The organism is Streptomyces sp. NPDC047000 (genome assembly GCF_040644295.1).
GTDB lineage: Bacteria > Actinomycetota > Actinomycetes > Streptomycetales > Streptomycetaceae > Streptomyces.
Window position 1 is genome coordinate 63,938 of record NZ_JBEYWE010000027.1, and the last position, 18,380, is coordinate 82,317.

14 protein-coding genes are annotated in these 18,380 nt (G+C 71.9%); 4 read left to right on the plus strand and 10 right to left on the minus strand.

From position 1 onward, the window contains the following. Window positions 1–163: 163 nt before the first annotated feature. Window positions 164–5,575: a pullulanase-type alpha-1,6-glucosidase gene (pulA, locus tag ABZ862_RS31055; protein ID WP_360965290.1), complete on the plus strand. Its 5,412-nt coding sequence runs from the start codon at window positions 164–166 to the stop codon at window positions 5,573–5,575. Between the two features lie 126 nt (window positions 5,576–5,701). On the opposite strand, the gene ABZ862_RS31060 is transcribed toward pulA, so the two are convergent. Both ABZ862_RS31060 and ABZ862_RS31065 read right to left on the minus strand, forming a co-directional pair. Further along, the gene (locus ABZ862_RS31060; protein WP_360965293.1) at window positions 5,702–6,418 is read right to left on the minus strand and encodes a TetR/AcrR family transcriptional regulator; all 717 of its coding nucleotides are present in this window, start codon (window positions 6,416–6,418) and stop codon (window positions 5,702–5,704) included. Between the two features lie 176 nt (window positions 6,419–6,594). Then, the gene (locus ABZ862_RS31065) at window positions 6,595–8,547 is read right to left on the minus strand and encodes a hypothetical protein (RefSeq protein ID WP_360965296.1); all 1,953 of its coding nucleotides are present in this window, start codon (window positions 8,545–8,547) and stop codon (window positions 6,595–6,597) included. 163 nt (window positions 8,548–8,710) lie between these two features. On the opposite strand from ABZ862_RS31065, the gene ABZ862_RS31070 reads away from it, so the two are divergent. Continuing rightward, window positions 8,711–9,118 (plus strand): hypothetical protein, encoded by a 408-nt coding sequence (locus tag ABZ862_RS31070; RefSeq protein ID WP_360965299.1) that lies wholly within the window; start codon window positions 8,711–8,713, stop codon window positions 9,116–9,118. Between the two features lie 181 nt (window positions 9,119–9,299). On the opposite strand, the gene ABZ862_RS31075 is transcribed toward ABZ862_RS31070, so the two are convergent. The 6 genes from ABZ862_RS31075 to ABZ862_RS31100 all read right to left on the minus strand — a co-directional run bounded on the left by ABZ862_RS31075 (window position 9,300) and on the right by ABZ862_RS31100 (window position 14,669). Next, a complete protein-coding gene (locus ABZ862_RS31075) occupies window positions 9,300–10,847 on the minus strand; it encodes a DUF1996 domain-containing protein (RefSeq protein WP_360965302.1) in 1,548 nt (515 codons plus the stop codon). Between the two features lie 233 nt (window positions 10,848–11,080). Further along, a complete protein-coding gene (locus ABZ862_RS31080) occupies window positions 11,081–11,743 on the minus strand; it encodes a winged helix-turn-helix domain-containing protein (RefSeq protein ID WP_360965305.1) in 663 nt (220 codons plus the stop codon). 115 nt (window positions 11,744–11,858) lie between these two features. Then, the gene (locus ABZ862_RS31085) at window positions 11,859–12,101 is read right to left on the minus strand and encodes a hypothetical protein (RefSeq protein ID WP_360965387.1); all 243 of its coding nucleotides are present in this window, start codon (window positions 12,099–12,101) and stop codon (window positions 11,859–11,861) included. Continuing rightward, entirely contained in the window at window positions 12,101–13,129 is a 1,029-nt protein-coding gene (gene glnII / locus ABZ862_RS31090) for a glutamine synthetase (protein WP_360965308.1), read from the minus strand. Before glnII ends, ABZ862_RS31085 begins: the two co-directional genes overlap by 1 nt. Window positions 13,130–13,460: 331 nt before the next feature. Then, entirely contained in the window at window positions 13,461–14,183 is a 723-nt protein-coding gene (locus tag ABZ862_RS31095; RefSeq protein ID WP_360965311.1) for a hypothetical protein, read from the minus strand. Window positions 14,184–14,279: 96 nt separating this feature from the next. Next, a complete protein-coding gene (locus ABZ862_RS31100) occupies window positions 14,280–14,669 on the minus strand; it encodes an ArsC/Spx/MgsR family protein (RefSeq protein ID WP_360965314.1) in 390 nt (129 codons plus the stop codon). Between the two features lie 220 nt (window positions 14,670–14,889). On the opposite strand from ABZ862_RS31100, the gene ABZ862_RS31105 reads away from it, so the two are divergent. Next, window positions 14,890–15,195 carry a hypothetical protein gene (locus tag ABZ862_RS31105; protein ID WP_360965317.1) on the plus strand — a complete coding sequence of 102 codons (306 nt, stop codon included), beginning with the start codon at window positions 14,890–14,892 and terminating at the stop codon, window positions 15,193–15,195. Between the two features lie 270 nt (window positions 15,196–15,465). Next, window positions 15,466–16,806, plus strand: a complete 1,341-nt coding sequence (locus ABZ862_RS31110) for a DUF2252 domain-containing protein (RefSeq protein WP_360965319.1) — start codon at window positions 15,466–15,468, stop codon at window positions 16,804–16,806. Between the two features lie 3 nt (window positions 16,807–16,809). Here ABZ862_RS31110 and ABZ862_RS31115 read toward each other — a convergent pair whose 3' ends face one another. Both ABZ862_RS31115 and htpX read right to left on the minus strand, forming a co-directional pair. After that, complete coding sequence (locus ABZ862_RS31115; RefSeq protein ID WP_360965322.1) at window positions 16,810–17,394, minus strand: hypothetical protein; 585 nt, start codon at window positions 17,392–17,394, stop codon at window positions 16,810–16,812. 2 nt (window positions 17,395–17,396) lie between these two features. Further along, on the minus strand, window positions 17,397–18,314 hold the full coding sequence (gene htpX / locus ABZ862_RS31120; protein WP_360965390.1) for a zinc metalloprotease HtpX: 918 nt from the start codon (window positions 18,312–18,314) through the stop codon (window positions 17,397–17,399). Window positions 18,315–18,380: the final 66 nt, after the last annotated feature.

Consider the following 18,380-nt stretch of genomic DNA (forward strand, 5'->3'; position numbering starts at 1 on the left):
GCCGAAGGTGCAAATTCTTGCTGTGAGTTGCAGATCTCTTGCTGCAACCCTTGCGAGGGCGATACGGTCACGCCGGCGCCCGGCATCGAGGCCGTGCCGCGGTGTTCGGGTGGCGGTGCTGTCCGCTGCCCGGGAGAGCCGTAATCGCAAGGAGTTCACACCTGTGATACCGAGATGGCCGGCGCCGCCGAAGCGCCGTGGTCCGCACCGCGGAAGGGGCGCGGCCGTAGTCGCCGTCGCCCTCGCCGCGGCGCTCGTCCAGCCCCTCGCGGCCCATGCCGCCGCCCCGCCCGCCCCGCCGTCCGACGCGACGCTGGCCGCTCAGCCCGCCCGGCACGACGACACCCGCGAGCAGTTCTACTTCGTCATGCCGGACCGCTTCGCCAACGGCGACACCGCCAACGACAAGGGCGGCCTGACCGGTTCACGGCTCGCCACCGGCTACGACCCCACCGACAAGGGCTTCTACCAGGGCGGAGACCTCAAGGGCCTCACCCGGCGGCTCGACTACATCAAGGGCCTCGGCACCACCGCGATCTGGCTGGCGCCGATCTTCAAGAACCGGCCCGTGCAGGGCACCGGCTCCGACGCCTCGGCCGGCTACCACGGTTACTGGATCACCGACTTCACCCGGGTCGACCCGCACTTCGGCACCAACGACGACCTCAAGGCCCTCATCGCCACGGCACACGCCAAGGGCATGAAGGTCTTCTTCGACGTCATCACCAACCACACCGCCGACGTCGTCGACTACCGGGAGAAGTCCTACGGCTACCTCTCCAAGGGCGCCTTCCCCTATCTGACGAAGGACGGGCAGCCCTTCGACGACGCCGACTACGCGGCCGGCGGCAAGAAGTTCCCGGCCGTCGGCACCGGCTCCTTCCCGCGTACCCCGGTCGTCTCCGCCGCGGACCAGGACGTCAAGGTCCCGTCCTGGCTCAACGACCCGGCGATGTACCACAACCGGGGCGACTCGACCTATGCGGGCGAGTCGGCCACGTACGGCGACTTCTCCGGGCTCGACGACCTGTGGACCGAGCGTCCCGAGGTCGTCCGGGGCATGGAGAAGATCTACGAGCGCTGGGTGAAGGACTTCGGTGTCGACGGGTTCCGCATCGACACCGTCAAGCACGTCGACATGGAGTTCTGGACCCAGTGGGCGACCGCGCTCGACGCGTACGCCGCCGCACACGGGCGCAGGAACTTCTTCATGTTCGGCGAGGTCTACTCCGCCGACACCTCCGTCACCGCCCCGTACGTCACCCAGGGCCGTCTCGACGCCACCCTCGACTTCCCCTTCCAGGACGCGGCCCGCGCCTACGCCTCCCAGGGCGGCAGCGCCCGGAAGCTGGCGTCCGTCTTCGGCGACGACTACACGTACACGACCGGCAAGGCCAACGCCTACGAGCAGGTCACCTTCCTCGGCAACCACGACATGGGCCGCATCGGCTCCTTCCTGGAGCAGGACGACCCGAAGGCCACCGACGCCGAACTGCTCGCCAAGGACAGGCTCGCCAACGAGCTGATGTTCCTCAGCCGCGGCAACCCGGTCGTCTACTACGGCGACGAGCAGGGCTTCACCGGAGCCGGCGGCGACAAGGACGCCCGCCAGACCATGTTCGCGTCCAAGGTCGCCGACTACCTCGACGACGACGAGATCGGCACCGACCGCACCCACGCGAGCGACTCCTACGACACGAGTGCGCCGCTCTACCGGCAGATCGCGGCTCTCGCCAAGCTCCGCAAGGCCAACCCGGCCCTGACCGACGGCGTCCAGACCGAGCGCTACGCCGCCGACGGCGCCGGTGTCTACGCCTTCTCCCGCACGGGAAGCGACCGCACCGAGTACGTCGTCGCCTTCAACAACGCCGCCGAGGCGAAGACGGCGACCTTCGCCACGGGCTCCGCGAACACCCGCTTCCACGGCATCTACGGCACCGGCGCCACCACGGCCACCGACGCCGACAGGAAGATCACCGTGACCGTCCCGGCCGGCAGCGCCGTCGTCCTCAAGGCCGCCGCCCCGCTCGGCAGGCCGGCCACCGCGCCGGCCCTCACCCTCAAGGCCCCCGACGCCGGAGCCACCGGCACCGTCGAGCTCACCGCGAGCCCCGAGGGCGGGCAGCTGAACCGCGTCGTCTTCGCCGCCCAGGTCGGCGACGCCAAGTGGCAGGTCCTCGGCTCCGCCGACCACGCCCCGTACAAGGTCACCCAGACCCTCGGCAAGGACGTCCCCGCCGGCACCGCCCTGCGCTACAAGGCGGTCGTCGTCGACCCGGCCGGCCGCACCGCGAGCGCCACCGCGAGCAGCACCACCGGCACCCCGCCCGCCACCGAGGTCCCCACCGCCTCCTCCCGCGACCACGTCGTCGTCCACTACAAGCGCGCCGACGGCGACTACCCGGACTGGGGCCTGTACGCCTGGGGCGACATCGCCGACGGCGAGGCCACGAACTGGCCCGACAGCCACCCCTTCACCGGCCGGGACGCCTACGGCGCCTTCGCCTGGGTCAAGCTGAAGTCCGGCGCCTCGAACGTAGGGTTCCTCGTCATCGACAAGAACGGGAACAAGGACGTCTCCGCCGACCGCTCCGTCGACGTCACCAAGACCGGTGAGGTGTGGCTTGAACAGGGCAAGACGGACGTCGTCACCGAGCGGCCCACCGCCGACTACCCGGCGCAGGACACCACCAAGGCCGTCCTCCACTACCACCGCGCCGACGGGAACTACGACGGCTGGGGCCTGCACGTCTGGTCCGGCGCCGCGAACCCCACCGACTGGTCCAGCCCCCTGAAGCCGGTGCGCACCGACGCGTACGGCGCCGTCTTCGAGGTGCCGCTCACCGACGGCGCCACCAGCCTCAGCTACATCATCCACAAGGGCGACGACAAGGACCTGCCCACCGACCAGGCCCTCGACCTCAAAGCGAACGGCCACGAGGTGTGGCTGCTCGGCGGCCAGGAGCAGTACCTCCTCCCGCAGCCCGCGGGCAGCGCCGCCGCACTCGACCTCACCACCTCCAAGGCGATCTGGATCGACCGGGACACCGTCGCCTTCAACGGCGTCGACGGCGCCGCCTCCACCCAGCTGCGTTACTCCCACGACGGCTCGATCACCGTCAAGGACGGCGCGCTGACCAGCGACGACGAGCGCTGGCTGCGGCTGACGAAGACGACGCTCACCGACGCGCAGAAAGCGAAGTTCCCGCATCTGAAGGACTACACGGCCTGGTCGGTCGACCCGCGCGACCGGGGCCGGGTGCGCGAGGCCCTCGGCGGTCAGCTCGCCGTCTCCCAGCTCGCCCCGAACGGCGCCGTCCTGGCCGCCACCGGCGTGCAGACCGCCGGAGTCCTCGACGACGTCTACGACGCCACGAAGGCGGACCTCGGCCCGGTCCTCCACCACGGGAAGCCGACCCTGTCCGTCTGGGCGCCGACCGCGCGGTCCGTCGCCCTCGACCTGGACGGCACCACCGTGCCGATGCGGCGCGACACCGCCACCGGCGTCTGGTCCGTCACCGGCACCCCGTCCTGGAAGGACAAGCCCTACCGCTACGTCGTCACGGTGTGGGCGCCGAGCGTCCGCAAGGTGGTCGTCAACAAGGTCACCGACCCGTACTCCACCGCCCTCACCACCGACTCCGAGCGCAGCCTCGTCACCGACCTGAACGACAAGTCCCTCGCCCCCAGCGGCTGGACGGGTCTGAAGAAGCCCCGGGCCGTGCCGCTGAAGGACGCGCAGATCCAGGAGCTGCACATCCGGGACTTCTCCGCCGAGGACACCACCGTCCCGGCCAAGGACCGGGGCACCTACCTCGCGTTCACCGACACCGGCAGCGACGGCACGAAGCACCTGCGCGAACTGGCCGCGGCCGGCACGTCGTACGTGCACCTGCTGCCCGCGTTCGACATCGCCACCGTCCCCGAGAAGAAGTCCGACCAGGCCGTCCCGGACTGCGACCTGGCCTCCTACGCCGCCGACTCCGACGAGCAGCAGGCGTGCGTGGCGAAGAGCGCCGCGAAGGACGCCTACAACTGGGGCTACGACCCCTACCACTACACGGTCCCCGAGGGCTCGTACGCCACCGACCCGGACGGCACCGCCCGCACCGTGCAGTTCCGCCGGATGGTCAAGGCGCTGAACCAGGACGGCCTGCGCGTCGTCATGGACGTCGTCTACAACCACACCTCGGCCAGCGGCCAGGCCGACACCAGCGTCCTCGACAAGATCGTGCCCGGCTACTACCAGCGGCTGCTCGCCGACGGCTCGGTCGCCAACAGCAGCTGCTGCTCCAACACGGCCCCCGAGAACGCCATGATGGGCAAACTGGTCGTCGACTCGATCGTCACCTGGGCCAAGGAGTACAAGGTCGACGGCTTCCGCTTCGACCTCATGGGCCACCACCCGAAGGCCAACATCCTCGCCGTCCGCAAGGCGCTCGACGCGCTGACCGTCGCCAGGGACGGCGTCGACGGCAAGAAGATCATCCTCTACGGCGAGGGCTGGAACTTCGGCGAGGTCGCGAACGACGCCCGCTTCGTGCAGGCCACCCAGCAGAACATGGCCGGCACCGGCATCGCCACCTTCTCCGACCGGGCCCGGGACGCGGTGCGCGGCGGCGGCCCCTTCGACTCCGACCCCGGCGTCCAGGGCTTCGCCTCCGGCCTCTACACCGACCCCAACTCCTCCACCGCCAACGGCACCACGGCCGAGCAGAAGGCCCGGCTGCTGCACGACCAGGACCTCATCAAGGTCGGACTGACCGGCGACCTCGCCGCGTACCGCTTCACCGACACCGACGGCAAGGAGGTCACCGGCGCCGGGGTCGACTACAACGGCGCCCCCGCGGGCTACGCGGACGCACCCGGCGACGCCCTCGCCTACGTCGACGCCCACGACAACGAGGCCCTGTTCGACGCGCTCGCCTACAAGCTGCCGAAGGACACCACGGCGTCCGACCGGGCCCGGATGCAGGTCCTCGCCATGGCCACCGCCACCCTCTCGCAGGGCCCGTCGCTCTCCCAGGCGGGCAGCGACCTGCTGCGCTCCAAGTCCCTGGACCGCAACTCCTTCGACAGCGGCGACTGGTTCAACGCCATCCACTGGAACTGCGCCGACGGCAACGGCTTCGGCCGGGGCCTGCCCATGAAGGCGGACAACGAGTCCAAGTGGCCCTACGCCAAGCCCCTGCTGACGTCCGTGGGTGTGGGCTGCGCGCAGATCGACGGCGCCTCGGCCGCGTACCGGGACCTGCTGAGGATCCGCAGCACCGAGCAGGCGTTCTCCCTCGGCACGGCCGCCCAGGTCCAGTCGAGGCTGTCGTTCCCGCTGTCCGGCAAGGACGAGACACCCGGCGTGATCACCATGGAACTCGGTGACCTCGTCGTGGTGTTCAACGCGACGCCGGAGCAGCGGGAGCAGCACGTGGACGCGCTGGCCGGCACCGGCTACCGGCTGCACCCGGTGCAGGCGTCCGGTGCCGACCCGGTCGTGAGGTCCTCGTCCTACGAGCGCGCCTCGGGCACCTTCACCGTCCCGGCGCGGACGGTGGCCGTGTTCACCCGGGCGGGCTGACCGCCGCCGGCAGCACCTCGGTGGGGCGGTCCCGGGCACCCGGGACCGCCCCACCCGCCTGTCGGGGGCGGGTCCTACCGGTCGGCCCGGCGCTGACGCCCCGGCTCCCACGGCGTCCCGCGCGCTCTACACGTCCCGGGTGCTCCGCACGTCCTGTGCGGACAGGGCGACCAGCCGGGTCAGCAGGGCGGTGAACGGACCGTTCCGCGGCTCCTGTTCGAAGGCGCGCCGCAGTACGGCGGTCAGCTCCTCGTCGTAGGCGGCGCTGACGGCGGCCAGCGCGGCGAAGTCGTGCACCAGCTGGGACTCCAGCTCGGCGCGCGGGATGCGCCGCCCCTCCAGCCACAGCAGCGCCGTGGACTCGGCCAGCGAGATCCAGGACCGGACGACCAGTTCCAGCCGCGGGGACGGGTCGGTGATCTCCAGATGCGACAGGATCTGCTCGTAGGCGGCCTGCCGTACGGAGTCCACCAGCGCGTTGGTCGTCGAGGAGCCGACGGCGGGGCCGCCGCGCATCAGAGCCGCGAACCCGGGACCGTGCTCGTCCACGAAGTCGAAGAAGCGGCCCATCACCCGCAGCAGCCGCGCCCCCAGCGGGCCTTGCCGCGGCTCCGTGAAACGGCCCGCCAGATCGTCCGACGCGCGCTGCAACGCGGCCTCGTAGAGGCTGAGTTTGCCGGGGAAGTAGTGGTAGACCAGCGGGCGTGAGATGCCCGCCGCCGTCGCTATCTCGTCGATGGAGACCTCGTCGGGCGAGCGGCGGCTGAACAGTTCGAGGGCGACGCCGATCAACTGCTGCCGCCGTTCCTCGACTCCCATTCTGCGGCGAACCCCGGTTGTCATGCGAACACCTTACCGATCGGATCCGGACGGCAAGGGACCAGAGTCGGCCAGGAGCACTCACAACTTCCGTGCGATCCGGTCCCGTTGTCCGTCGTGGCCGGCACGGGGCCGCACGTGTGCGGGGCCTCGGGACGTCTGGCCGGGAGCCCCGGGGCGTCTGGTCCGGCCCCGTGCGGTCAGTGCAGCCCGTCGAAACGGCGTCCGTCGGACAGCGTCCCCCGCAGCGTCACCCGCGCGCCCTGCCCGGCCGGTACGGCCAGCCGGCTGCCCTGCGCCGAGGCGCGGACCCCGCCGGTGGTGGTGACGGACGTGGTGTCCCGGCTGCCCGCGGCCAGCAGGTACCAGGATTTCGCCGCCGACTTCCACAACACCCCCGCCAGCACCCGCGGTTCGCGGGGCCCGCAGCCGGGGCCGTCCTGCGACTGCGCGACCACCGCGCCGTAGGCCCCGCCGGAGGTGTGGAACTGGGCCAGCGCGCGGGTGCCCCCGCCGCGCCAGGTCTCCGCGCGCGTGCACACCCAGTCCGCCGAGCCGCTTCCGTCGGGCAGCTGCTGCGTGGCGTACGGCCACAGGTTCACCGTGCGGACGCCCTGGCTGCGGGCGGTGGCCAGGGAACAGGCGTACGGCGCCCAGGCCGTACGGGCGCGGGCCCCGGCCACGTCGCGGACCGCGCCGGGGCGGCCCTCGGTGAGCCGGGCCGGGACCAGCTCGCCGAGGTCGCTCAGGAGCTGGGTGCCGGTGGAGCCGGTCAGCTCCAGTACGTTCCAGGAGGTGCAGCCGCCGGTCTGCGCGCCGGGACCGGCCAGGGGAGTGGTGACGCCGTGCGCGGGATGCAGATCCATCGCGCCGGAGCCCGGCCGCAGAAGGTCCCGTTCGGCGGCCCCGGTCACCCAGGGAGCCGTCAGATAGCGGGTGTTGCCGTCGGAGCGGCCGAGCACCAGCGCGCCGGACTCGGCACCGTTCGCCCCGTCGGTCCGGGCGAGGTCGAGCGCGGCACCCCGGGTGCCGGAGGCCGGTTCGGCGTAGCGGGCGATCCGCAGACCGTCGTGGAGGATCACCACGCGGGCGTTGTCGACCGTGCCCGCGTACAGGAGCTGAGGCGGTCCGGCGGGCGCCCCGGAGGGGGTGCCCGGGGTCACCGAGACCCTGACCCTCTCGCCCGGCCGGGCCCATACCGCGAGGGCCCGCCTCAGCAGGGCCTTGTCGTCGCGGAGTTCGCCGCGTGCGGGCCAGACGGAGAAGTCGGTGCGGGCGGACAGCTCCCAGGCGGTGGGGGAGACCCGGACCAGACGCGCCGGATCGAGGGCGGCCTCGGCGGCCGGATTGAGGGCGTAGGCGGGCGCGGCGGCCCCGTCGGGGCCCCAGCCGTCACCCGGGACGGCGACGAGTGCCCCGCACACCGCCAGCGCGGCCGCCGCGGCGAGCGCGGCCTTGGTGTGCTGCCTGCGCCGCAGCAGATCGGTGGGCCGGGCCTGGAGCGAACAGGCGTCGAAGGAAGGAGAGTTCAGCAGCGCGTAGCGCTCGGGCACGCCGTCCGCCTCGCGCAGGGCGCCCGCCGCGTCGGTGACACCCGCAGCGGTGAGCACCTCGCGCACCTCGGTGTCGGCGAGGTCTTCCAGACCGCGCAGCACATAGGCGGCGCGGGCCGCGGCGGACAGCGCCGACAGCCGCTTCTCCAGGGCGAGTTCGTCCGCTCCGCCGGAGCGCGGGAAGAGCCTGAGACCGCGCACCAGCGGCAGCAGCGGCGGCAGCTGGGCCCGGCGGGGCCAGGCGCGACGGCGCAGCGGCAGGGCCGCCTCCAGGGCCGTACGCACCACCTGGAGGCGTACGAGCGCGTACCCGGTCTCGCCGTCCCGGGCGCCGGCCGCCCGTCCGGCTCTCCGGTGCTGGGCGGGGATGGCGGGAGCGGCGGTCCGGCCCCGGGGCAGGGCACGCTGCACGAGGGCGTGCGCGGTCAGGACACGCCGATCACGGGCGGGGCCGGCCGGCAGGACCAGATGGGCGATCCGGACCAGCCGCGGGTAGTGCTCGACGAGCGCGGCCTCGGCCTGCGCCGGGCCCGCGGACGGAGGGGCGGCCGGGTCGGTGGCCGGGACTGGGGGGCGTGGGGCGGCATCCTGTGACTGCACGTCCAGCGCAACGAGCGAACCGGGGCTTGGTCACCGGTCGCGGCCGCGGTACGAGTGCCGCGCGGGATTGAGTGCCGCGCGGGCCGGGGCCGTATCGAAGGGCGGGGCCCCGCGCCGGGGCTCTCCGCGCCATGCTGACGCCCACCCGGGACCGGAGGAACAGATGAGGTTGAGGAGCGCGACGCTCGCCGTGACGGCCGTCGCCGCCATGGCGGCGCTTGCGGGCTGCGGGTCCGGGACCGGTGAGGCAAAGTCCGTGCCCGTGACGGCGACCGGCAGCCTGGAGAGCCTGGCCGCCGAGGTGAAGTGCGACCCGGACATCCAGACGGACGCCGACGAGATCCGCCAGGCCGTCTGCAAGGCGAGTGCGGGCAAGTTCGTGCTGGCGACCTTCGCCACCGACCGCGGCCAGCGCGAGTGGCTGAACGACGCCAAGGACTACGGCGGTTACTACCTGGTGGGACGCAAATGGGTGGCTGTGGGGAGCAACGGGACGGTCAGGACGCTGCGCGGCACGCTCGGCGGTGACGTGGAGATCGGCGCCGACCACAGCGGGCACAGCGCCGGCTGAACACCGGCCGAACGCCCTCGTGGGGGCCGCCGGGACGGAACACGGCCGCGGACGCGAGCACGGGACGCGGCGACGGACACGGCGAAGGCCGATGACGGACACGGCGAAGGCCGGTGGCGGGAGGGACCCGCCACCGGCCTTCTTCACCTCACCGGCTGCTCACCGGTGGTTCAGCGGCCGCTCACTGGCACCGCTGACCGGTGTTGACGCAGTTGGCGATCTTCGCCGCCAGGTTGCCCGTCGTGACGCTGATGAAGTCGTCGTGGTCGGTGGCCGCCTTGTGCAGCTGGTCGGGGAAGCCGTCCACCGCGAAGGCGTTCTTGACCGCACCGTTCTGGATCACGGGCGGCGTGATCTTGTAGACCAGGCGCATCGTCAGCTGCGGGATCGCCTTGAAGCCGTTCGCGCAGTTGCCGTTGGCGTCGGCGAAGGCGACGTGCGTGCGGTGGTTGGCGCTGTCGACGTTCTGACCGTCCCAGCAGCTCTGGAAGGCGAACGTGCGCACCACGTTGCTGCCTTGCGGGCAGATCGGGTACTGCGTGGTCAGCTGCACCTTGTTCTCGAACCCGGTGCAGCTCCAGTGCGCGTTGGCGTTCGCCAGACCGTTCGTGGTGGTCTTGGCGTCACCGGTGATGATCCGCAGGAACTGCGGCATCGCGACGACCTTGCTCGTCGCACTGCCCACGTACTTGATCTGCGCGGAGACCGGCGTGAGGATCTTGCCGACGTTGCCCTCCTTGCCGCCTCCGTCCGCGTTCTGGTCGAAGTCCTGTGTGCCGTCCTGGACACGGACGACCGGCCAGTAGTACGACGACAGGTCGTTCTTGTTCTGGCAGCTGGTGCCGCCCTGCAGGAACGTGTCGTTGGTCGAGAACGCGTTGACCTTCTGGTTGCCGACGTAGTCGTGCAGGTGGTGCGCGCCGTTGGCCACACCGGGCGCCACGATCACGTTGTCGGTGTTGTGGTTCTTGTTGGCGTTCACCCCGCAGCGGGTGGTGAAGGTACCCGTGGAGGCGGCGGCCGTACGGCGCGTCTTCTTCACGTTCGCCTGGACCTTGGTGATGTCCACGAAGTCGGCCGCGACCGGGCCGTTGCCGGCCTGCCCGCCGATGTTGGACGGCTGACCGGCACTCGCGCTCGCGCTGGGGGCGGCGGTGTTGCCGTTGTTGTTCTGCCCGCCGTTGTTCTGCCCGTTGTTCTGCCCGCCGTTGTTCTGGCCCCCGTTGTTCTGGCCACCGCCTCCGGCCGTGGTCTGGTCGGCGGTCAGGGTGGTGCAGGCGGCCAGCTGGCTGAGGGAGCTGTCGAAGGTGCCGCCGACGCGCTGGATGTCGATTCTGATCCGGTCGATCGTCGCCCCCCGCTTCTCCTTCAGGGGGCCGATGATCGCGTTCTGCACGAACCCGGGGTCGTTCGACTGCGCCTGGCGGGTGGAGGCGAGACGGGCATAGGCCTCGGTGATCTGCTTGTCGAGGTTGGCCAGCTCCGTGGCGACGCCCTGCTGCGCCTTGGCGGGCACATTCGTCAGCTTCTGCCCCACGTCAGGGCACGAGATCGTCGCCGCGGTCGCGGTGGCGGCCTTCGTGTAGTTCTGCGCCGAGTTGTTTCGCTCGTGCGCCGAGGCGTAGAAGTTCGCCCAGATCAGCCCGCCCCCACCGAGCGCTAGGGCCGCCGATGCGGCAATGGCCTTGGTGGCCAGTGGCGTACGGCGTTTGCGTGTGTTGCGTCCCATGGAACTCCTCTGACTTCCTTGCGGGGCAGCTCGAGGCGCCCGACAGGAGTGAAGCGGCTCCCTCTGATACGGACGGGACACCGGGGGCGTTCAGCCGGCTCACAAATTAATGCGAGACCGGTGCCGAGGGAGGGTTTCAACTGCCTTTTTGCTGAAAGGAGTTGTCGCGAGCCGTGGGACGCCGCGGCCCCGCGCCCTCCGGTGAGGGGGCGGGGCCGCGGGGGAGTGCGACGTCAGCGGGGCGCGGGCGCGGTGTACTTGTACCCGACCCGCCGGACGGTCTGGATGGCGCCGCGGTGCTCCGCGCCCAGTTTGCGGCGCAGCCGGGCGATGTGGACGTCCACGGTGCGGCCGTCGCCGACATGGCCGTAGCCCCACACCGTGCCCACCAGCTGATCGCGGGTGTGCACCCGGCCGGGGTGCGCGACCAGATGGGCGAGCAGCTCGAACTCCAGGTAGGTGAGATCGAGTTCGCGGTCGCCGACCTGAGCGGTGCGCTGCGCGGTGTCGACCCGGATGACCGGTCGGGGGCCGTCGTCCCCGTCGCCGGGCCGGTCGCCGGACTCACCGGCGGCCACGGGCCCGGCGGTCGCGGGCCCGGCGGTGGCCCGGTCCGGTACGGCCACCGGGAGGAACGGCGGCTGCTGGTCGGCCGGTACGAGCACCAGATAGCCGATCATCGGCGGGCGGCCCGGCAGTTCGGGCAGGGTGTGCTGCGGGGCGGGCAGCCAGGTCGCGCCCGGCGGCAGGAGGTCCGTCACGTCCACCACCTCGTCGCGCCCCACGGCGCGCAGCCGGTGACGTGCCGGGGCGGTGGGACCCGTGGGGGCGGAGGAGACCGGGGAAGGGGCGGGGACGGGGACGGCGGAGGAGAGAGAACGAGTGGTGGTCGCCATGACAGGTCAGCTCTTTCGCGCGAGAGTTCGTCGGAAGGGCGACGGCGCGGGCTCGTGGCCGGGCTCGTCAAAGACGTACGACGTGTGCGCGGCGGCCGAAGGCCGGGTTACGGCTTCAGAGGGCCCGCGCGTTCATCGCGCGACAACACAGCCGGTCGTAGTCGTGGTGCTGACGGGACGGCCAGAAGGGCTCGAGGTCATGGCGACCCGGCGTGGTGTCCTTCTGGAAGCTGGCCATGGACCCATTGAAGCAGACACTCCGGCCGGCGGGGAGCCTTCTCTCACTGCTCGGACAACGGCGCGAGGGGCGCCCACCACGACGGTGGACGCCCCTCGGAGCGGTCGGGGTGCGGGAGATCAGACCTGTCCGGCCTTCTCCAGCGCGGAGCAGCAGGTGTCGACGATCAGCCGCGTCACGACGTACGGGTCGACGTTGGCGTTCGGACGGCGGTCCTCGATGTAGCCCTTGCCGTCCTTCTCGACCTGCCACGGGATGCGCACGGAGGCACCGCGGTCGGACACGCCGTAGGAGTACTCGTCCCACGGCGCCGTCTCGTGCAGACCGGTGAGGCGGGCGTCGATGCCGGCACCGTAGTTCTTGACGTGGTCGAGCGGCTTGGAGCCCTCGCCGAGCGACTCGCACGCGGTGATGATCGCGTCGTAGCCCTCGCGCATCGCCTTCGTGGAGAAGTTGGTGTGCGCGCCCGCGCCGTTCCAGTCGCCCTTGACCGGCTTGGGGTCGAGGGTGGCGGACACACCGAAGTCCTCGGCGGTGCGGTAGAGCAGCCAGCGGGCGATCCACAGCTGGTCGGCGACCTCGAGCGGGGCCAGCGGGCCGACCTGGAACTCCCACTGCCCGGGCATGACCTCGGCGTTGATGCCGGAGATGCCCAGCCCCGCCTTCAGACAGTTCTCCAGGTGCGCCTCGACGACGTCACGGCCGAAGATCTCGTCCGCGCCGACACCGCAGTAGTAGCCGCCCTGCGGAGCCGGGAAGCCGCCGACCGGGAAGCCCAGCGGACGGCCGTCCACGAAGAAGGTGTACTCCTGCTCGATGCCGAAGACCGGCTCCTGCGCGGCGAACTTCCCGGCGACCTCGGCCAGCGCGGCACGCGTGTTGGACGAGTGCGGGGTGAGGTCGATGTTGTGGACCTCGCACAGCACCAGGACGTCGTCGCCGCCGCGGATCGGGTCGGGGCAGGTGAAGACCGGCTTGAGCACGCGGTCCGAGGCGTGGCCCTCGGCCTGGTTGGTGGAGGACCCGTCGAAGCCCCAGATCGGCAGTTCGGCACCCTTGGCGTCGTCCGCGAGGATCTTGGTCTTGGACCGCAGCTTGGCCGTCGGTTCGGTGCCGTCGATCCAGATGTACTCAGCCTTGAAGCTCACGGTCCACATCCTTCGGGGTGGGTCTGGGCGCACTTGCGGGTGCTGCGGCGCCGCGGCACCGGGGCGTCGCGATCGGTGCTGCCCGGCAGCCTGTCAACAGGCGGTTTCCCGCCCGTTGCCCGAGTGTGAAGGCCGTGTTACCTGGTCGTCCTGTGGCGGGAGTCACGCGGTGAGGTCCGGCGGGCCGCCCGTGAGGGCACCGGACCGGCGCACCGGTGTGTCCGTCCCGCCCGGCCGTCCGGCCCCGCCCGTGCCCCTCGCGGTCGCGGACCACCGGCCGGGCGGTCCGCTCTCGTATGCGATGGGGTTGAACGGGGCCGTGCGCGCCCGGTCAGCCCGCCTTCTCGATCACCGCCCGCCGGATCAGGAACTTGCCCGGCTCCCGGACCTGTTCGAAGGCCGCGTCGTTCAGCAGCACGCAGCTGCCCGACACGGACGTCACGGTGACCGTCGTGGACCGGCCGTTGTCGAGGTTGGTGACCTTCAGCTTCGTCCCCGCCGGGAACTGGTTGCTGGAGGCGGCGGGGGCGCCCGCCTCTCCGGAGAGGGTGACGGTGGAGCCCTTGCACACCTGCGCGCCCGTCGTGACGGCCCCGCCCCCGGTACTGCCGCCGGTGCCGGCGGACGCGGTGGGCCGCGCCGTGCCGGTGGGCGCCGCGGTGGCGGTCTGCTGCCCGGCCTGCGCCGGCTGAGTGGTCCGGGAGCCCTGAGCCGATTCCCCGACGACGCAACCGGACGCCTTCTGCTGCACCTTGATCTGCTCGACGACCGCCTCACGGTTGGCGATCCGCGCCGCGGACTGGGAGTCCGGGGCGGCCCGCTGGGCGTCGATGAACCGCTCGTTGTTGCCGAGGGCGGTGGCCAGGCCCAGACAGACCGTCGAGTCCGAGGCCGACGACAGCGTGCGGGCCTGCTGCCCCTGCTGCCCCTGTGCCGGGGACTGGGCGGCGTTCGAGGTGGCTGCCAGGGCGAAGGCGCCGCCGCCCGCCACCGCCGCCGCACCGACGAGCAGCGCCAGCTTCTTCTTCGTACCGAGAGTTCTCCTGCGTGACATGCGCGGCTCCTGAGGGGTCGGGAAGCGTACGCCGCCAGATACGAGACACCGAACAGTGCCATTCAGCGGCCGACCGGGCCGCCGACGTGACCTGCGTCACGCGGTAGGCGGTCCGGCGGCCCGTCCGCCACGCGACAGCGCGTCCCGTACGGCCTCCTCGCTGCGCCCGACGACGGCCGTGCCGTCGTCCGCCGTGATGATCGGCCGCTGGATCAGCTCCGGGCGCCCGGCGAGTGCCGCGATCCACCGTTCCCGCGAACCGGCGTCCCGCGCCCACTCCTCGATCCCCAGCTCCGCGGCGGCCGGCTCCCCGGTGCGGGTGATGTCCCACGGTTCGAGGCCGAGGCGGTCGAGCACGTCCCTGACCTCGTCCCGGGTCGGCACGTCGTCGAGGTAGCGCCGGACGGTGTAGCCGGCGCCCTCGGCGTCGAGCAGGGTGAGTGCGCTGCGGCACTTCGAACAGGCCGGATTGATCCAGATCTCCATGCCGCACACGGTACGCGACAGCCTCTTGTTCGATTCCTGCCACCGTGCGAGCGTCTCCTGGGTCTCCTGTGGCGATCCGATAAATTGCCTGTTCAGGGTGGAGATTACGGCCGGATCCAGGACTGCGGGATGTCGGTGGCGGGCCGTAAACTGGTAGCAGTGTTCGAAGGAGTCGGCCGGACTGTCCGGACGGCGCCCCGACCGCGACAGGAGGATGCCCGTGCCCGCTGCCGCAGTGAAGCCGAAGCCCCTGCCCACCCAGTCGACCGCCCGCCGTCCCGTCCAGCTCGACCTGCCGTACGCGCCGGTGCTCAAGCAGCCCCTGCCGGCGGGACGGCCGCGCGAGTGGTACGTGACGCACAACCGCCGCCTCAAGGCCCTGCGCCTCACGATCGCCCTGCTGGACCTGGGCGTCCACCGGCCTGCCCAGGCGCGCGACGAGACGATACGCAGCACGGCACAGCTCATCGGTGTCCGTCCGCCGTCGGACACCACCTGCCGTATGGTCCGCGCCCTGCTGCGCTGACCTCCCGGCCCGCCGCCCACGGTGCGGTGCGGTGGCGCCGGGGATCCCCGCCGGCGGCGGGACATTCCGGCGCCGCCGTCACCCGATCGGCCCGCCCGGGGTGCGCCCCGCCCCGGTCCCGCCGTTCACTGCGACCAGGAGGTGCGAGCGGTACAAGGGAGGCGAGATGGAACGGCGGCACGGCATACGGCGCTCCCGCGCACGGCGTCACGGCACCCGTGACGGCACCTGCGGCGGTCACCCGGCCCGCCGTACCGCCGGGACCCGCCCGTGACCGCCCCCGTCGACCGCGCCCGGCGCGGCAAGGCGGCCCGCACCCGCGTCCCCCGCTCGGCGCACGCCGACTGGCTGCCCTCCGTGGAACGCGCCGACCCCGTCGCCGTACTGGAACGGCAGGGCCGCGACCGGCTGCCCGACCTGCTGCCCATCCGGTACGGCAGGATGACCGCCTCACCCTTCGCCTTCCTGCGCGGTGCCGCCGCCGTGATGGCCGGCGACCTCGCCGCGCAGCCGCACACCGGTCTCACCGTGCAGCTGTGCGGCGACGCCCATCTGCTCAACTTCGGCCTGTACGCCTCGCCGGAGCGCGCCCTGCTCTTCGACCTCAACGACTTCGACGAGACGTTCCCCGGCCCCTTCGAATGGGACGTGAAACGGCTCGCCGCCTCCGTGGCCGTGGCCGCCCGCGAGAACGGCCACGGCGAGTCCAAGGTGCGCCAGGCCGCGCTGGAGTCCGCCGCCGCGTACCGCACGGCTGTCCGACGGCTCGCCGGGTGCGGCGAACTCGAGGTCTGGTACACCCGTATCGACGCCGACAGCCTGCTGCCGCTCATCCGCTCGGCCCGCGACCGCCGCCGTGTCGAGTCCACCCTCAGCCGGGCCCGCCGCCGCACCAGCCTGCACGCCCTCGGCAAGCTCACCGAGACCGTCGACGGAAAGCGGCGCATCATCCACGACCCGCCGCTGCTCGAACCGGCCGGCCCCCCGGACATGGCCGCGATGCGCAAGATCTTCAGCGACTACCGCTCCACCCTCACCGAGGAACGCCGGCTGCTGCTCGACCGGTACCGCTTCGTGGACGCCGCCCACAAGGTCGTCGGCGTCGGCAGTGTCGGACTGCGCTGCTTCATCGTGCTGCTGACCGGCCGGGACGACGACGATCCGCTGTTCCTGCAGATCAAGGAGGCCCGCAGATCGGTCCTGGAGGAGCATCTGCCCAGCGGCCCCCTCACCCACCCCGGGCACCGGGTGGTGGCCGGGCAGCGACTGCTCCAGGCGGCCAGCGACATCTTCCTCGGCTGGATGACCGGACCGCAGGGACGTGCCTTCTACTGGCGCCAGCTGCGCGACATGAAGGGCTCCGCCGACATCGTCGGGCTCGGCCCGGCCCAGATGCTGGTCTACGCCCGCCTGTGCGGCTCCGCCCTGGCCCGCGCCCACGCCCGGTCCGGCGACCGTGTCGCCATCGCCGGGTACCTGGGCGGCTCGGACACCTTCGAGCGCGCCGTCGCCGAGTTCGCCCTGCGCTACGCCGACCAGACGGCCGCCGACCACACGGCACTCGTGGCGGCCGTGGACGCCGGGGTGGTGGAGGCCCGGTACGGCGTGTGAACGTCAGAGCCCGGGGGCGCCCCACACCGGGAACCAGCGGCCGAGGTCCTGCTCGATGCGCAGGTCGTCCGTGAGGGCCGCCTTCACCTGGAGCTCCAGCGCGTTGTCCCGCCGCTGCGCCGACCCGGGGAGAGGGGCGAAGGGATAGAACGTCCCGCGCTTGTAGAGGTAGACCAGGGCGAGCCGCCGGCCGGAGCCGTCGCGGAACCCGGCCAGGGAGCACAGCAGCTGCGGGCCGAAACCGTTGACCTCCATGGCGCTGTTCACGGCGTGCAGATCGTTCACCAGCTCCACCAGCTGGTCCGGTGTACGGCTCGAGACCAGCCACGAGTAGCCGAAGTCGTCGCGCGTCAGGGCCACCGGCGGCCCGGTGCGGTCGGTGTCCGCGTCGAGCAGCGCCTGCACCTCGCGGTGCGTCTGCTCGAAGGCCGCGCCCTCCACCGTGGCGAAGCACACCGCGCCCTGCCCGGTGGGGGTGAGACCGGCCGCGGCCTCCAGCGTCACCGCCGCCGACGGCAGCGCGAACAGCTGGTCCAGATCGGGCGCGACCGGTTTCGTACGGCCGAGGAGGATGTCCAGGAATCCCATCCTCAGCCCGTCTTCCCCGGCGTCGCCGCCTCACCCAGCTCGGCGGAGATCCGCCCCAGCTGTTCGAGCCGCTGCTCCAGGCTCGGGTGCGTGGACAGCAGCCGTGAGAGGTCGGACCCGGAGCCCAGGGCCGGGGTGAAGTAGAAGGCGTTGAAGGCCTGCGCGGTACGCAGGTCCCGCATCGGGATACGGGCGATGTCCCCGGTGACCTTGGTGAGCGCGGAGGCCAGCGCCGAGGGCCGCCCGGTCAGCAGGGCCGCCGCCCGGTCCGCGGCCAGCTCCCGGTACCGGGACAGCGCCCGGATCAGCAGGAAGCTCAGGGCGTAGACGGCCGCCGAGACGCCCATCACGGCGGCGAACACGGCCACGGTGTTCTGGTCCTTGCGGCCCCGGAACAGCGAGGAGTAGAAGGCGAACCGCACCATCAGGCCCGCCAGCACCCCGAGGAACGAGGCGATGGTGATCACCGCGACGTCCTTGTGCGCCACATGGGACAGTTCGTGCGCCAGCACGCCCTCCAGCTCGGCGGGCTCCAGACGGCGCAGCAGACCGGTGGTCACACAGACCACGGCATGGTCCGGATTGCGCCCGGTCGCGAACGCGTTCGGCATGTCCATGTCCGATACGGCGACCACCGGCTTGGGCATGTCGGCGACCGCGCACAGCCGGTCGATCACGCCGTGCAGCCCGGGATACTCCTCGCGCTCCACGATCCGCCCGCGCATCGCGTACAGCGCGACCCGGTCGGAGAACCAGTACTGCGCGACGAGCATGCCGGCCACGATCACCACGACCAGCACCCAGGACTTCAGCAGCACGATCAGCGCGCCGACGAACGCCACGTACAGCAACCCGAGCAAGAACATCGTCAGGCCCATCCGGGCCGTCAGCCGCCGGTCGCTCCGGAAGCGGCTCTGCATCATGCACCACCCCGCACTCAGGCACTCGTCCCGCTGTCCAGTGTGCACCTGAGGAGCCCCATGAGG